A 16,155-nucleotide genomic window follows, 5' to 3' on the forward strand; every position below is an offset into this window, starting at 1 on the left:
GCGCCCGGTGACCTACGGGCGCCAGTCGGCCAGTACGCCCTCGTAGAGCTCCTTGTCCGTCAGCTCGAGGGGGGTCTCGCCGGCCAGGAAGTGGGACGCGTTGCCCGTCTTGAGCTTGCGGAGGTAGTCGAACGCCTTGTTCTCCGGGTCACCGAAGGCGACGAAGGAGAAGTGGACGTGCGGGTGGCTCGTCGCGGCGTCCGTGAGGGCACGGGTGGCGGGGGTCTTGGCGTCCGGGGCGCCGTCGGTCTGGAAGACCACCAGGGCGGGGGTGCCGGCGGTCTCCTCGTCGTGCCGGGCCAGCACGGCCTCGACGGCGGCGTGGTAGCTGGTGCGGCCCATGCGGCCGAGGGCGCCGTGCAGCTCGTCGATCTTGTTCTCGTGGTCGGCGAGGGTCAGCTCGCCGGTGCCGTCCACCTCCGTGGAGAAGAACGTGACGTGGAGGGTGGGCTCGGGGTCGAGGTGCGCGGCGAGGGCGAGGGTCTGCTCGGCGAGGGCCTGGGCGGAGCCGTCCTTGTAGTACGGGCGCATGGAGGCGGAGCGGTCGAGGACGAGGTAGACCTTGGCTCGGGTGCCGGTGAGGTTGTACCTCTTCAGGGCGGTGCCGGCGGCCTTGTAGGCGGTGGAGAGGCCGGGGGCGGGGTCCTGCGGGGCCTCGTCGGTGCCGGTGCCGGTGCCGGTGCCGGTGCCCGTGTCGGTGGTCGCGGGTTCGGAGGCCTCGGCTTCGCCGTCGGCCTCGGGGTTCCCACCCGCACCACCCGTGACAGTTTCGTCGTCGGGTGCGGGTGGCCCCTGTGGGGCTTCCTCGCCGTCGGCGGCCGCGGGCTCGGGGGCGGCGGCCTTCGGGGCGGGCTCGGCCTGCGGGGCGGGCTCGGCCTGCGGGGCGGGCTCGGCCTCGTCCTCCGGAGTCGGTTCCGGGCGGGCGCCCGCTTCCGGGACGGGCTCGGCCTCGGATGCCGGTGCGGGATCGACCTCGGGCTCGGGCTCGGTGTCGGCCTTGGCCGGGGCCTCGGGTTCCGGCTGGACGTCGGCTCTGGTCTCGGGCTCGTCCTCGGTCTTTGCCTCGGGCTCAGGCGCGGCCTCGGGCTCCGCATCAGCCTCGGCCTTGGTCTCGGCCTCGGGCTCCGCATCAGCCTCGGCCTTGGTCTCGGCCTCGGGCTCCGCATCAGCCTCGGCCTTGGTCTCGGGCTCAGGCTCCGCCTCGGCCTCAGGTTCGGCCTTGGCGTCAGCCTCGGGCGCGGGCTTGGCCTCAGGTTCGGCCTCGGCCTCGGTCACAGGCTCCGCCTCGGCCTTGGCCTCGGGCTCGGGCTGGGTCTCAGCCTCCGTCTCGGTCACAGGCTCCGCCTCGGCCTCGGGCTTCGCCCTGACCTCGGGCTCCGCCCCGACCTCGGGCTCCGCCTTGACCTCGGGCTCCGCCTCGGCCTTGGCCTCGGACTCGGGCTGGGTCTCAGCCTCCGTCTCGGTCACAGGCTCGGCCTCGGGCTCGGGCTCCGCCTTGACCTCGGCCTCCGGCTTCGCCTCCTGGGAAGGGGGGAGGTTGTCCTCCGGGGAGTCGGTTGGTTTGGGGACCGTGATGTTGGTGAACGCGGCCCTGACGAGTTCGTGCTCGTCGGTCCCGGTGCGGGGCTCGGGGACCTGGGCGGTCTCCTCGGCCTGCTTTTCGGGTGCGGTGGGCTGGGACGGGAGCTTCGGCTCCGGGGCGGCGGCCGGTGCCGTCGCCTCCTGCGTCGCACCCTCCACCTGGGCGGCCCGTACTTTGCGTGACCGGCCGAACGCGTTCCGCAGGAGAGTGAGAATGCCCATGTGCGCAACCCTTCGCGTGAGTTGATGCCCGTCAATCCCTGGCCAGGACGGACACGTAAGGTTAGCGGCCCCGTCTTGTGATCTTGCGCAGGGTTTGGCCCGCGGCCACCGGCGCGTCAAGGGCCGGATCCGGCCGCGGGGCAATTCCCTTCCGACTGCCACGGGTTCACCCGGCGTTCATCGCGGCGCCCGTCTCCCGCACGTATGTGCACCTACGGTCGCGCTGACACCAAGGCATCCCAGGGAGAACGAAGTGCGCAAGCTGCTGCCGTTGATCGGAACGCCGTCCGGTTCGCATCCCGGCGGCCGGTCCGCCATGACCTGCCGTTTCCGGTGTGGTGACGCCTGCTTCCACGAGGTGCCCAACACCAGCTCCAACGAGTACGTAGGCGACGTCATCGCGGGTGCGCTCAGCCGCCGTTCCATGATGCGCGCCGCGGCCGTCGTCACCGTCGCCGCGGCGGGCGCCGGTGCCGTGGGCGTCGCGGGGGCACCCTCCGCACAGGCCGCGCCGGCGGCCGGAAAGGGACCGGGCCACGGGAACCGGCCGAAGCCGCAGGGTGCCCGCGGGCTGCGCTTCACCCCGGTGGCCCCCAACACCGAGGACGCCGTGGTCGTACCGGAGGGCTACCGGCAGGGCGTCGTCATCCGGTGGGGCGAGCCCATCCTGCGCGGTGCGCCCGCCTTCGACCCCGAGAAGCAGACCGCGAAGGCCCAGGCCGGGCAGTTCGGGTACAACAACGACTTCCTCGCGCTGCTGCCGCTGAAGGGCGAGCGCGGCCGGCAGCTCCTCGTCGCCAACCACGAGTACACCGACGAGGTGCTGATGTTCCGGGGCTACGACCCCGAGAACCCGACCCGCGAGCAGGTCGAGATCGCCTGGGCCGCGCACGGGCTGTCCGCCGTCGTCGTCGAGGAGGACCGCGGGAGCGGCCGGCTGACGCCGGTGCCCCGGCACCACCTCAACCGGCGCGTCACCGCCACCACCGAGTTCCGGCTCACCGGCCCCGCCGCCGGGTCCGACCTGGTGCGGACCTCCGCCGACCGGACCGGCCGCAAGGTGCTCGGCACCCTCAACAACTGCTCCGGCGGAACCACCCCGTGGGGCACGACGCTGCACGGCGAGGAGAACTTCAACCAGTACTTCGCCAATGGCGGCCGGGCCACCGACAAGCGCTACGGCATCGGCACCGGCGCCACCGAGCGCAAGTGGGAGCGGTTCGACAAGCGCTTCGACGTCGCCCAGGAGCCCAACGAGGTGCACCGCTTCGGGTACGTCGTCGAACTCGACCCCTACGACCCGGACTCCACGCCCCGCAAGCACACCGCGCTCGGCCGCTTCAAGCACGAGGCGGCGACCGTGCGGCTGACCTCCGACGGGCGCCCGGTCGTCTACACCGGCGACGACGAGCGGTTCGACTACTTCTACAAGTTCGTCGGCAGCAAGCGGATGCGGCACGGCACCAGCCGCGACGCGCGCGAGCACAACCTGACGCTGCTCGACGAGGGCACCCTGTACGTCGCCCAGCTCACCGGCGACTCTCCGGCCGAGGACATCGACGGCACCGGGAAGCTGCCGCGCGACGGCGAGTTCGACGGCAGCGGCCGCTGGATCCCGCTGGTCACCGCCACCGCCCACGGCGCCGTCTCGCACGTCGAGGGCATGACGGCCCAGGAGGTCTGCGTCTTCACCCGGCTCGCGGGCGACAGGGTCGGCGCGACGAAGATGGACCGGCCCGAGGACATCGAGCCGTCCCCGCAGTCCGGCAAGGTGTACGTCGCCCTCACCAACAACTCCAACCGCGGCAAGGCCGGCTCCGCGGGCCCCGACGAGGCCAACCCGCGTGTCGCCAACAAGCACGGCCACGTCCTGGAGCTCACCGAGCGCCGGAACCGGGCCGACGCGACGAGCTTCGCCTGGTCGCTCTTCCTGGTGGCCGGCGACCCGGAGGACCCGGCGACGTACTTCGCGGGCTTCCCCAGGGACGCCGTCAGCCCGATCTCCTGCCCGGACAACGTGGCCTTCGACGGCCACGGCAACCTGTGGATCTCCACCGACGGCAACGCGCTCGGCACCCATGACGGCCTCTTCGGCGTCGCGACGAAGGGCGACCGGCGCGGTGAGCTGAAGCAGTTCCTGACCGTGCCGACCGGCGCCGAGACCTGCGGCCCGCTCGTCCAGGACCGGCGCGTGCTGGTCGCGGTGCAGCACCCGGGCGAGGTCGACGGCACCTCGGTGGAGCAACCCGCCAGCACCTGGCCCGACGGGCCCGGGAAGATCGTCCGCCCGGCGGTCGTGGCGGTGTGGCGCGCGGACGGCCGCGACATCGGCGTCTGAGCGCACCCGCTCCCGGAGGTCAGCGGCCCGCGTGCAGGGTGAGGTCGACGACCAGTGCCCGGTGGTCGGTGCCGGCCAGGTCCAGGAAGCGGGCGCGGCGCGCGGCGAAGTCCGGTGTCACCAGCACGTGGTCGATCTGCGCGCCGAACACCGGCATCGTCCGGGCCGGCCAGGTGGGCGTGCGGTCCTGGCCGGCCAGGCGGGCCGCGTCGTGCAGTCCGGTGTCGAGAACGCGCCGGAAGGCGGCGTGGTCCTGGGAGGCGTTGAAGTCGCCGGCGAGGACGGTGGGGGTCCCGCCGGCCTCGGCGGCGGCGTCGCGCAGCCGGCCCAGCTCCGTGCGCCACAGGCCGAGCTGCTCCGGCAGCGGCGGCATGGGGTGGGCGAGCTGGAGGCGTACGGCGTGGCCGCGCACCTCGGCGACGGCGCCGGGCATGCCCATGGTGCCGGGGACGCCGGGGGCGGGGGCGAGCGGGAAGCGGCTCAGGATGACCGACCCCTCGGAGCCGCCGCCCTCGACGGCCCGCCGGTGCGGGTAGCCGGCACCGAGCTCCCGACGCAGGGCCGCGGCGCACGTGAATTCGCACTCCTGTACGAACAGGAGGTCGGGTTTCTCCCGCCGCACCGCGCCGATCAGCGCCTCGGTGCCCTGTCCGAACTCGATGTTCGACGTCAGCACCCGCAGTTCGGCGACCGGCGGCCCGGCCGGCTCACCGGCCCTGCCGTACGGCTCGATGAACCACGCCAGCAGCCCGAGCAGCGCCACGCCCCACACCGCACCCGTCCACCAGCGGGCGAGCAGTGTCAGCAGCAGTCCGGCCCCGGTCGGCACCAGCAGCCAGGGCAGGAAGGCGAGCAGCTGCGGCACGGGCGTGATGCCGTCGGTGTCGGCGGCCCGGCAGCCGACGACCGCGGAGACCCCGGCGAACAGCAGTCCGGCGCACCAGGCGCCGAACCGCCGTCCGGCCCTGCGGGCCGCCGGGCCGCCGCGCGCGTCCGTCCGCGCGCCCCTCGCCGTGTCGGTGTCCACGTGCCGGCCCTCCGCTCGGGTGCGTCGTCCGGATCCTCCCTCAAGGACGGCGGACGGGGGTGGGAAGTTGCCCGCCGGCTACGTGTCCGCGTGGCGCCACAGGGTCGTTGTCTCGCGCATGGGCGGGGACGGTAGCCGTGCGGGTGCCCGTGGGACCAGGGGGTTTCCGCGGCGGGTGTCAGAGCCGGGCCCGTGTCGAGGACGGTGATGCCTCGGCGGCGGCGCCCGCGGTGGGCCGGCGGCGGCGCAGCAGGTGTCCGTACCGGCCGGTGAGCCAGGAGGCCGCGGCGACCGTCAGGCCGAGGCCGACCAGCAGCCAGGACGCCGTGCGCAGGGTCGCGGTGAGGGCGTCGTAGACGGCGCCGGCGGCCGGGCCGTCCACCGCGCCGGGCAGTTCCGCCAGGGTGAGCCGGCGGCCGAGGAGGACGGCGAGGGCGAGCAGCACCCCGCCGACGGCCGTGCCGACGCCGGTGGCCGTGAGAGCGCGCCGGCGGCAGGCGGCCAGGGCGATCCCGGCGACGGCGAAGGCGACGGCCGCGAGCGGCAGCCAGAAGGCGGCGACGTCGAGCACCTGGTAGCCCTTCCTGAGCCGGTCCGCCTCGCGGGCCGGGAGCACGGTGACCTCGGTGTGGCGGACCGGGATCCGCCGCGCGATCGGCACGTTGTCCTGGAGGAGCCGGCTGCGGACCCGGGCGGTGACGGGGGCCAGGTCGACGGTGACGGGGCGCCCGGCGGCCCCCTCGTCGCGCAGGGCGCGCAGCACGGCGGCGTGGACGGCCCGGTTGGCCGCGTCCCAGCCCGCGCGGAAGGCCTCGGTGCGGGTGAAGGAGCGGGCCGCGTCCTCCACGTAGAGGCGCACGGTCGAGCGCAGAGGGCCGGCGCCCACCTCGTTCATGACCCCGTCGCCCACCGTGTCCGCGACCGCGTCCCGCACGTCCGGGTCGGCGGCGAGCGGCGCCATGGCGGCGGCGTACCGGCCGGTGTCGGTGAGCCCGTACGCCCCCCAGACCGCCAGCGTGCCGCACGGCGCGAGCAGGCAGGCGAGGGCGATCAGGCCGGCCGACAGGGCGCTCCGAAGACGAGAGTGCACCCTTCCAGGCAAGGCCCGCGGGACACGCCGGGCGACCGGGGTGACCCGTACGGGCCCGCCGGACGCTCCGAACGGCCGAAACCGGCCCGGCGTCGCCGGCGCGCACGGGCGGGCCCCGGCCGGGTGGCCGGGGGCCGTTCACCGCCGCCGTTCACCGCTGCTCGGCAAGGCGGGCGGCGCGGGTCAGGGCGTGCGGTGGCCCGTCGCGTTCTCGCGCGAGTAGTAGACGTAGAACAACGAGGCCGTCACGGCGGCCGCCAGGAGCAGGGACGTGAGGATGCACGTGAACATGGCCACGCCGCTCTGCGCGTACAGGAACCCCAGCGCGCTGCCCGCGAACGCGCCCCACAGCACCGCGTGTCCCTCGCGCGGCAGCCGCTGCGCGACCGCCCGGACCACGGCGTACAGCACGACGAACGCGAGCGCGGTCAGGAAGCCGAACAGCAGGTTCCAGCCGGTGATGGGGCCGCCGTAGCGCCGGTTGGCCGCGGCCCAGAAGCCGTAGACCAGCCCGGCCGCGACGGGCACCGCCCACTTCGCCACCAGGTGCGTCCGCGGGCCGAAGACGTCGGTCGTCGTGTCGCGGCCGGCCCGGTCGATGGACTTCCTGGGCGTGTCTACCGCGTGAGCCATGGAGCACTCCTCTCTCCTCGCCCCCTACCAGGGCACACCGGGCCGGGGCGGGCGGCAAGTCAGGATGCGGGCCGTGGGGGGCCGTGCTTCGCTGAGGCCTGTGAGGGGTCGTGCGGGAGGTCGTTCCGGAGGGCCGGTACGCGGCCGGTGGCGGCTCCTCGAGGGACTCGTCCGGGCCGCCGGCCGGGGGGACGCCGTGTCCCGGCACGAACTGCTGAGCGTGCGCGGCCGGAGCGTCGCCTGGCTCTTCCCGCTGGCACTGCTCGCCGGCATCGCCGTGGCCGACGTCACCACCAGCGCGTTCCAGATCATCTCCTGGACCGTGCTCGTGCCCGGTGTCGCGGCCGCGATCTGCGGGGTGCCGGGCACGGCGGTCCTCGCCGTGCTCGCGGCCGTCGTCTACGTCCTCGCCGACACCGTCTGGCAGCACCAGGAGCGCACCGGGCTGTCGGACCTGGTCCTCGTCGTCCTCGGCGGCCTCATCGCGGTGGCCGCCGCCGCCGTCCGGGTGGGCGGCGAGCGGCGCATGCTGCACATGCGGGACATCGCCGACACCACCCGCCGCACGGTGCTCCGCCCGCTCCCGGAGGTGTTCGGCGGCCTGGAGATCGCGGCCGTCTACCTCTCCGCGGACACCGAGGCCCGCGTCGGCGGCGACTTCTACGACGTCCAGCCCGGCCCGCACGGCACCCGGGTCCTCGTCGGCGACGTGCAGGGCAAGGGGCTGGGGGCGGTGGAGACGGCGGCCGCGCTGCTCAGCACGTTCCGCGAGGCCGGATACCACGAGGCGGAGCTCGCGACGGTCGCCGAACGCCTGGAGACCCGCATCCTGCGCCACCGCAGACACAGCGCGGCCGCCGGCCAGCCCGGCGGCGACCGCTTCGCCACCGCCGTGCTGGTCGAGTTCACCGACGACCTGCCCGACGCCGTGGACGCCGTCGTCTTCGGCCACGAGCCCCCGCTGGCGGTCGGGCCGGACGGCGTACGGCGCCTGCCGGCCGTCGGCGGGCTGCCGCTGGGTATGGGCGACCTCGTGCCCGGGCCGTCGATGTCGGTGCACCGGCTGGCCCTCGCCCGGGACGAGACGCTGCTGCTCGTCACCGACGGGGTGACCGAGGCCCGAGACGCCGCGGGACGCTTCTACCGGCCCGCGGACGACGTGGCCCGCGCCGTCGCCGCCGATCCGCGCGTCGCGGCGCCGCGGCGGCTGGTCGCCCTCGTCAGGGACGGCACGCTGCGGCACAGCAGGGCGCGGCTGGTCGACGACACCACCGTGTTCGCGGTGCGGCGGGTGAGCGGCTGAGTGCCCCGCTGTGCGGTCGCAACCGTTAACGTGCTGCCGTACGTGATCGACAGGGGGAGGGGACATGCCCGGAACCGTGCTGCTGCTCGCGGCGTCGCCCGTGGGCCGGGGGTGCCTGGTGGACGCCGCCTCGGTGCTCCCCGTGCTCGCCGCAGTGCCGCCCGCCGTGCTGGCCGGGACGGACACCGCGAACGTCGTCGAACTCGCCGACCCGCTCGAGCCGCAGGCCGTGCTGACCCGGCTCCGCGCGGCCGCGGCGGCCCCCGGTCCGCTGACGGTGTACGTCACCGGTCAGCTCCAACTGGACCGGCGCGAGCGCCTGCCCCATCTGGCGCTGGCCCGTACGACGCCCTCCACGGTCCGCTACACCGCCCTGCCCTGGCACTGGCTCCGCGAGGAGCTCCGGCTGCGGCCGAGCGGTGCGACGACGCTGCTGCTGGACCTGCACGCCGACCAGGAGACCTGGGAGTGGCTGCGGACCCACCCGCTGGACTCGGGGCGCAACAACGCCGTCTACGGCCGCATCGCGCCGCCGCCCTCGCGGCGGACCGTGGCCGCCCCCGCGTACATGCGCGGCGTCGCGACGATCCTGCGCAGCGGGCACCGGCCGCCGCCGGACCAGCTGCACCAGCAGGCCCTGGCCCGCGGCGCGGCCGACGGCGGCGTGAGCGGCGCGGACCTGGTGCTGGCGGCGCCGGGGCCGGTGGCGGGGGACCCGCACGCGGTGATCGCCGCCGCCGTGCGGACCGGGCGGCACGGGGACGCCGACGCGCTCGCCGCGCGTCACGAACGGGCCGCGGCCCTGGCGCTGGGGCCCGCCTCCGAGGACGCGCTGCACTGGGCGGAGGTCCGGGCCGACCTCGCGATGTTCGCCGGGGACCCGGCGCGCAGCTGCCGGGCCTGGCTGGCGGTGGCCGAGGCGCGGCTGGGAGCCGGGCAGGAACCGGGGACGCCCGCCGTGGAGGCGGCCGTGGACCGGGCCCACCACCAGTGGGGCCGGATCCGGGACGCCGGACGGGCGCGTGAACTGGGTGCCGCGCTCGCCGCGTTGCGCGGCCGGGTCCCGGGGCGGCGCGAGGGCGCGCTGGACCATGTGCAGCGGGAGCTGAGCCGGTTGGGGACCCAGGGCTGACGCCCGCCCGAGCCCCCGGCCGGCGCGTGCGCCCGCGTGCGCGTAGCGACGGTGGCGTACGAACCCTCCCCTGTGCGCGACAGCGGTGCCATGATGGTGAGTCATGGCTGAGGGGGACGGAGTGGTGACGCGCGGTATCCGCGTCCGGCTGGACGGCACCGCGAGCGAGAGCGACATCGGGGCGCTGCTCAAGTGGCTGGAACGGGAGAAACCGCTCGACGAGCTGGTCCGGGCCGGCCGGCTGCGCATTCGCCAGCGGCCCCGGGCCGACGAGACAGGCGCCCCGATGGGCATCGGCATGGAGATCGTCGTGGCGTTCGTCGGGGGCGGTGCGGCCGTGGTGGTCCAGGAGGTGCTGGACCAGGTCAAGGGGGCCGTGCGGGCCTGGAAGGCCAACCGCAGCGAGGTGGAGGACGGCGAGCCGCCCGAGGAGCACGTCGAGCCGGTGAACCTCGACGGCAGGTAGGCGGGCGGTGACCGGTTACGACCCTCGGGGGCAGGTGAACAGGGCGCTGCTGGTCGGGGTGGCCAAGTACGACCTCACGGAGCCGCCGTACGGGGTGCCCGGCGACCTTCCCGCGGTCCGGCACAACGTGGACCGGCTGCGGGACGCGCTGCTGCGCGGCGGGGTGTTCCGCGAGCGGGAGATCAAGGTGCGCCGCTCGCCGGACCAGGTCGCCTTCGGCCGGGCGCTGCGGACGGCCGCCGACGAGGCCAGGGGTGTCCTGCTGCTGTACTTCGCCGGGCACGGGGCGATACCGAGCGCGGGCGACGAGTTGTTCCTGCAGACGCGCAACGCGAGCGTGGTCGCGGGCGGGGCGGCGGTCTTCCCCGGCGCGGAGATGTTCACCACCGTGCTGACGGTGCTCGCGGCGAGCGAGGCGCGGCGGATCGTGGTCGTCCTCGACTGCTGCTTCGCGGGGAACGCCGCGTGGATCTGGGAGACCTTCCGCGACAAGCGGCGGGTCCTGCTGCTGATGAGCGTGCAGGCCAACCATCGCACCGACGCGGGCGATCCGCGCACCCCGACGCCCTTCACCGACGAACTCGTGACCCTGCTGGACGGCAGCGACAAGGAGGTGTGGTTCCGCGGACTCGCGGACGCGGTGCGGGCCCGGATGACCGGTGACGGCCACCGCACCGTGCGCGGCGACCTGTGGGAACCGCAGAGCCGCACCGAGCCCGAGGAGGACGTCCTCCTCTCGGCCGGCAACGGTGCCGCCTCCGGCGGTGGCGGACGCGGCCGGCTCCCGTGGCACCGGGGGGCCGTGCCCGGCCCGGCCACGGAGGGCGGCGACCCGGGGGAGACGTCTGCGCCCGGTGGCGCGGGCGTGACGCCGGGCGCGGGGACGGACGCGTCCGGGGCCGGCGGGGAGCCCGGGGCGGGGACGCGGAACGGACGGCAGGCAGGCGAGGTGCGTCCGCCGCGACCCGGCGCCGGGGGCGGGCACGAGCCGGTTGCGGGCACCGGGCCGGAGCCGCGGCGGGCGCCCGGGGAGGACGCGGCGCCCGGAGCCGGGAGGGACGCGGAGTCGGGTGCGGCGGCGCGGCTCGGGGCGGACGCGGGCGGGGGTGCGGCGTCCGAGCGTGGGCCGTTGGCCGGTGAGGGTACGGCCGCGGGGCGTGGGCCGTTGGCCGGTGAGGGTACGGCCGCGGGGCGTGGGGCGGACGCCGGTGAGAGGGCGGCGTCGGACGACGGGTCGGACGCGGGCCGGGACGGCGGGAGCGGCTCGGGGCGCGGGGGCGGGGGCGGGGGCGGTTCGGAGAGCGGGTCGGCGGACGGAGCCGGCTCGGGGCGCGGAGCCGGCTCGGGACGTGGGGCCGGATCCGGCCGGGTGTTCGGCCGGCCGGGGCGTAAGGGGCGCTCGGCGGGAGGGGACGGCCGGGGGACCGAAGCGCGTGGGGCCGGGGTGTCCCGTCCGTCCCGGCGGTGGCCGGGGCGGATGGGCACCGGCGTTCTCCTCCTGGCGTTCCTGGCCGTCGTCGGCCTCGGCTCGTACCGGCTCGTCGTGGCGGACGGTGACCCGCCGGCCTCCTGCCCACCGCCCCTGGAACTGCGCGTCCTGACCGACCCCGACCTGGAGACGACCGTCCGGACCGCCGCGGACGCGTACCTGACGTCGGAGGAGAACACCAACGGCGACGGCTGCCGGCGCAGCGGCATCACCGTCTACAGCGCGGGCGCCGCCGACGCGGTCACCGTCCTGCGCAAGCGCACCGGCGCCTGGCAGGAGCCCCGGGACGACGACACCAACCCGCAGCGCGACGTCGGCCCGCAGCCCGACGTCTGGATACCCGGCTCCCGTGCCGACGTCGCCCGCGTGGCCGAGGGCCAGGACACCGACGCCGTGGCCGTCCTGGACCCGGACGGCGAGGCGTTCGCGTACTCCCCGGTCGTGCTCGCCGTCCCGCAGGGCTTCGCCGCCGAGCGGCTGGCCGAGCGCGTCGGGCGCCCGCTCAACCGGATGATCGACGACCTGCTCGCCCGGCGCGCCGACGCCGAGGTGCGCCGCCCCGACCCGGAGTTCACCGACACCGGCCTGCTCGCCACCGTCGGCCTGCACGCCACCGGCGCCGGCACCGCCGACCCCCGTCGCGCCGAGAGCCGCGTCGCCCAGCCCGGGCCGCCCTCCCCGACCGCCGCCGACCTGCTGTGCACGCTGCCCGACGACGACGCCGTGGACGACCGCACCGCCGCCCTCGTCCCCGAGTTCCTGATGAAGACCGGCGTCGGCTGCGACAGCGCCCGCCGCACCCCGCGCATGGCCCAGTACCCCGGCGACGTGCCCGGCCTGGAGCCCGTCTTCGTCCGCGTCCGCTGGCAGGGTGCCGACCGAGACCGGGCGGCCCGGGACGACGCGGCCGGCCGGTTCCGCACCTGGCTCACCGGTGAGCGCGGGCGCGAGGCGTTCGCCCGGGATGGGTTCCGGGCGGCCACCGGCAGCCGCGCCCTGCTGGACACCGCGGACGTCGCCGGCTCGGTGCTGCGGGCGCCGTCGCCGCTGACCGAGTCGGCCGGACGGGACGCGATGGAGGCGTCCTTGGAGGGCTACCGGGGGGCCGGCGGGCCCGGCCGGGTGCTCTTCCTGCTCGACAGCTCCGGCTCGATGGCCGGCCGGTGGGAAGGGCCCAGCGGCGGCCCCGGGCTGCTGAAGCAGTCGCTCGGCGGGCTCGGCGCACGGGACGAGTACGGGGTGTGGGCGGTGTTTGGCACGGACGGGGACCCGTACGACACCCTGCTCCCGTTCGGCCGGCACGCCCGCAAGGACGCCGAGCGCACCATCGACCGGACGGCCGGGGTCCGGGACGCCGAGGCCGATCCGTACCGGGCGCTGCGCGCCGCCCTCGACGACATGGGGCGGCGCGGCGCGGGCGACGAGCGGCCCGGCCTGATCGTCCAGGTCACCGACGACGAGGACGTGTCCCGGCTCGGCGGCGACCGTCTGGACGACGTCCTCGCCCTCGCGCGTGCGGTGCGGGTGCCGGTCACGACGGTCTCGCTCACCGGCGGCGCCTGCGACCCGGGAAAGCCGGACGCCCGGGTCTCGGAGGCGAGCGGCGGCCGGTGCCTGGACGCCGGCGACGACCTCGGTGCCGCCCTGCACGACGAGGTCGCCCGCACCGGAACGGGGGAGGACTGATGCCGCGACGGCTCTCACGGCGTCGGCGCGCGGCCCGGTGGGCCCTGCCGGCCGCGCTGGCCCTGCTCCTGCCGACCGCCTGCACCGGTGGCGACGGGGGCACCGGTGGCGGCCCGGCGGTGACGCCGTCCGCCGACGTGCCCGGCGACATCGTGGTCGCCAGCGGCCGGGACGTCACCGGCAAGAACGGCGTCCGGCAGCGGCTCATAGACGCCTGGAACGCCCGGCAGGACAAGGCCGGTACCGGTTACCGCGCCCGGCTGGTCGAGCTGCCCGGCAACGCCGACGAGCAGCGCAGCCAGCTCCTCGGCGCCCTCCAGTCCGGCAGTGCCGCCTACGACGTGGTCAACCTCGACGTCACCTGGGTCCCGGAGTTCGCCGCCGCGCGGCTGATCGGGCCGCTGCCGGCGTCGCTGCTCGACGACGACGTCATCGCCCCCGTGGCGAGCACGGCCCGCTGGAAGGGAGAGGTGTACGCCGTGCCCTTCAACAGCGACGTCGGCCTGCTCTATTACCGGCGCGACCATCTGCGGCAGGCCGGCGTCCAGCACACGGAACTGTCCGGCGGCGTCGACTGGAAGCGGCTCAGGAAGCTGATCGAGACCCTCAACGACCACAAGCCCGCCGGTTACGAGAAGGGCTGGACGACCCAGCTCGCCGCGTACGAGGGCCGCACGGTCAATGCCGTCGAGGCCTTCGCCTCGGCGGTGCCCGGCGGCACGCTCACCGACGAGGACGGCCGCTACGACGCCACCGTCGAGGAGCTGACGCGGGGCATCGCCGAGCTGCGCGACCGCACCGAGGCGTCGTACATCCTCCCCGACGCCGCCCACTCCGACGAGACGGCCTCCCTCGGCGACTTCGCCGCCGGGCGCACCACCTTCCTGCGGCAGTGGCCGTACGTCTACCCGGCCCTGTCCCAGGCCTTCCCCGGCGACCGGCTGGGCGTTACCGCGCTGCCGGGCCGGGCCGTGCTCGGCGGCCAGAACCTCGCCGTCACCTCGGCGTCCCAGCGGTCCGCCAAGGCGGCCGACCTGATCGGGTACCTCACCGGCAAGGAGAGCGAACGCTGCCTGCTGGACGCCGGGTTCGCGGCCACCCGGACCTCGGCGTACACGGACGACGGCGTGACGTGCGCGGTGACCGCCGCGACGCCCTCGGCGGCGCCGACCGGCGAGGGCGCGGACGCCATGCCCCGCGACCCGGCGGGCCGCCCGGCCTACGCCCGCAACACCCTGCTCCCGGCCCTTCAGCGGGCGGTCCACCGGCCCCGCACCCCGCTGTACGGCGCCTTCACCCAGACCTTCACCGCCCAGCTCGGCGCCCTCTTCGCCGACGACCCGCCGGGCGACGCGGAACTGGCGGCACGCCTCGACGCGGCGCTGCGCCAGGCGCTGCCGGACTGAGCGGACGGCGCGCGCACCGGGCCGGCCGCCCCCGCCCGGGCCTCGGCGCGCTCCGGTGGGCCGCGCCCGTCCGGGCCTCAGCGGGCGCCGGACAGGGGCGCCGGGGCGTGCTCGCCGGGCCGGGCGTCCGGCGCGAGCGATCCGGTCACCTCCCCCACCCGGTGCTCCGCCGACTGGGCCGGGCTCGCGTTGGCGGCCAGGACCAGGGCGGCCACGGCCGCGACGGCGGCGGCGACGCCCCTGGCGTACCGTTCGGCAGTGCGTGTGCGGTCGGGCACGGCGTCCTCTGGGGGAAGGTGTGGGAGGCTGTCGGGTGCAGTTAAACACGCTTAATCCGCAATTTAACCTAGGGCCGTCGAAGCCGAACGGCAAGGGGCACAGGGGGAGTTGGCAGTGGGCGACCGTGAAGATCGGGTAACCATCGGACGCCGGGTGCAGCGGCTGCGTGCCGAGCGCGGGATGACCCAGCGGCAGCTCGCCGAACCGGCGTACACGCCCGCCTACATCTCCACCCTGGAGGCCGGCCGCGTCCGCCCCTCGGACGAGGCGCTGCGGCACCTCGCCGAACGGCTCGGCGTCGGCTACGAGGAACTGGTCACCGGCCGCCCGGCCCGGCTCGCCACCGACCTGCGGCTGCGGCTCACCGAGGCCCAGCGCACGCTCGCCACCGGCGGTGCCGAGCAGGCGGCCGGACAGTACGGCGGGCTGCTCGCCGAGGCCGAGGCCTACGAGCTGACCGAGGAGCGGGCCGCGGCGCTGCTGGGGCTCGGGGAGTGCGCGGTGGAGGCCGGCGAGCTGGCGGACGGCCGCCGGTACTTCGAGCGGGCGGAGGAGTGCCTGGCCGACGCCGGCGCACCGCTGCCGGCCCGGGTGCCGGCCCTGCGCGGGCGGGCCCTGACCCACTACCTCGCCGGTGAACTCCGGTACGCCGTCTACCTCCTGGAGTCCACCCTCGACGAGCTGAACCGCGGCGGCCTGCACGACCCCGACGCGCTGCTGCTGCTCTACGCCAGCGTCATCGGCCCCTACATGGACATGGGCGCGCACGCGCGGGCCGCCCAGGCCGCCGAACTGGCCCTGGCCCTCGCGCCCCGGGCCGGCGACCCGGCGCTGGTGGCCCGCATGCACCGCTCCGTCGCCCGCACGCTGCTCGCCGAGGGACGCCTCGCCGAGGCGGACGCCTCCCTGGCCAAGGCGGCCGAGCTGTACCGGACGCTGCAACTGCGCACCGAGCTGGCCAACTGCCACTGGATGCGCGGCTACGTCTGCGCGCAGAACGGCGAACTCCGCCGCGCCGAGGAGGAGATGCGGCAGGCCCTGGACATGCTGTCCGCCACCCGCGCCGCCCTCTACAGCAGCCAGGTCGCCGTCGAGCTGGCCGACGTGCTGCACCGGCGCGGCAAGTCCGCGGAGGCCTCCGAGCTGCTGCGCGGGGTGCTGGACGACCTGTCCTCCGAACGCGGTGCCGTGCACGCGGCGGGCGCGCACCGGCTGCTCGGCATCATCGCCGAGGACGCCGGCGACACCGAGGCCGCCGAGGAGCACTACGTGCGCGCGCTCAGCCTGCTGGAGCGGGCGGGCGCGGCCGGTGACCTGGCCGACCTGTGCCGGCTGCTGGGCGATCTGCTGCGCCGCACCGGGCGGGTGGAGGCGGCCCTGGACGCCTACCGCACCGGCCTCGGGCACCGCACGGCTCCCGGCACCACCACGCTGGGCCCGGCGCCCGCACAGCCTCCGCTGTGACGGCTCGGGCCTGCCGGTTTCCGGGGGGCCGTCACGGGT

Annotated in this window: 12 protein-coding genes; 7 read left to right on the top strand and 5 right to left on the bottom strand. The window is 75.9% G+C overall.

Annotated features, from left to right (window positions below):
• Positions 1–12 precede the first annotated feature (12 nt).
• Positions 13–1,803, bottom strand: coding sequence for a VWA domain-containing protein (locus tag AC0VYN_RS00410; protein ID WP_475534281.1), 1,791 nt, complete (start codon positions 1,801–1,803; stop codon positions 13–15).
• Between the two features lie 253 nt (positions 1,804–2,056).
• Here AC0VYN_RS00410 and AC0VYN_RS00415 point away from each other — a divergent pair, with 253 nt between their 5' ends.
• Positions 2,057–4,141: a PhoX family protein gene (locus tag AC0VYN_RS00415; RefSeq protein ID WP_475534282.1), complete on the top strand. Its 2,085-nt coding sequence runs from the start codon at positions 2,057–2,059 to the stop codon at positions 4,139–4,141.
• A gap of 19 nt (positions 4,142–4,160) precedes the next feature.
• On the opposite strand, the gene AC0VYN_RS00420 is transcribed toward AC0VYN_RS00415, so the two are convergent.
• The 3 genes from AC0VYN_RS00420 to AC0VYN_RS00430 form a co-directional block, all read right to left on the bottom strand.
• Complete coding sequence (locus AC0VYN_RS00420; RefSeq protein WP_475534283.1) at positions 4,161–5,168, bottom strand: endonuclease/exonuclease/phosphatase family protein; 1,008 nt, start codon at positions 5,166–5,168, stop codon at positions 4,161–4,163.
• A gap of 178 nt (positions 5,169–5,346) precedes the next feature.
• Complete coding sequence (locus AC0VYN_RS00425) at positions 5,347–6,258, bottom strand: hypothetical protein (RefSeq protein ID WP_475534284.1); 912 nt, start codon at positions 6,256–6,258, stop codon at positions 5,347–5,349.
• A 183-nt stretch (positions 6,259–6,441) separates the two neighbouring features.
• Complete coding sequence (locus AC0VYN_RS00430; protein WP_475534285.1) at positions 6,442–6,891, bottom strand: hypothetical protein; 450 nt, start codon at positions 6,889–6,891, stop codon at positions 6,442–6,444.
• Between the two features lie 196 nt (positions 6,892–7,087).
• Between AC0VYN_RS00430 and AC0VYN_RS00435 the strand changes: the two genes are divergently transcribed.
• The 5 genes from AC0VYN_RS00435 (at position 7,088) to AC0VYN_RS00455 (ending at position 14,373) form a co-directional block, all read left to right on the top strand.
• Complete coding sequence (locus tag AC0VYN_RS00435) at positions 7,088–8,194, top strand: PP2C family protein-serine/threonine phosphatase (RefSeq protein WP_475534286.1); 1,107 nt, start codon at positions 7,088–7,090, stop codon at positions 8,192–8,194.
• Positions 8,195–8,258: 64 nt separating this feature from the next.
• A complete protein-coding gene (locus AC0VYN_RS00440; protein WP_385470748.1) occupies positions 8,259–9,326 on the top strand; it encodes a serine/threonine-protein kinase in 1,068 nt (355 codons plus the stop codon).
• 103 nt (positions 9,327–9,429) lie between these two features.
• Positions 9,430–9,792, top strand: a complete 363-nt coding sequence (locus tag AC0VYN_RS00445) for a hypothetical protein (protein ID WP_475534287.1) — start codon at positions 9,430–9,432, stop codon at positions 9,790–9,792.
• 7 nt (positions 9,793–9,799) lie between these two features.
• A complete protein-coding gene (locus tag AC0VYN_RS00450; RefSeq protein ID WP_475534288.1) occupies positions 9,800–12,967 on the top strand; it encodes a substrate-binding domain-containing protein in 3,168 nt (1,055 codons plus the stop codon).
• Entirely contained in the window at positions 12,967–14,373 is a 1,407-nt protein-coding gene (locus AC0VYN_RS00455; protein ID WP_475534289.1) for an extracellular solute-binding protein, read from the top strand. The genes AC0VYN_RS00450 and AC0VYN_RS00455 overlap by 1 nt, the downstream gene beginning before the upstream one ends.
• A gap of 77 nt (positions 14,374–14,450) precedes the next feature.
• Here the strand turns inward: AC0VYN_RS00455 and AC0VYN_RS00460 are convergent, their stop codons facing one another.
• Positions 14,451–14,651 carry a hypothetical protein gene (locus AC0VYN_RS00460; protein ID WP_475534290.1) on the bottom strand — a complete coding sequence of 67 codons (201 nt, stop codon included), beginning with the start codon at positions 14,649–14,651 and terminating at the stop codon, positions 14,451–14,453.
• 115 nt (positions 14,652–14,766) lie between these two features.
• Here AC0VYN_RS00460 and AC0VYN_RS00465 point away from each other — a divergent pair, with 115 nt between their 5' ends.
• Positions 14,767–16,116, top strand: coding sequence for a helix-turn-helix domain-containing protein (locus tag AC0VYN_RS00465; RefSeq protein ID WP_475534291.1), 1,350 nt, complete (start codon positions 14,767–14,769; stop codon positions 16,114–16,116).
• The last annotated feature ends 39 nt before the right edge of the window (positions 16,117–16,155 follow it).

The organism is Streptomyces sp. 63XJN7_1_ISO-PGPR-S23-121, from assembly GCF_056173025.1.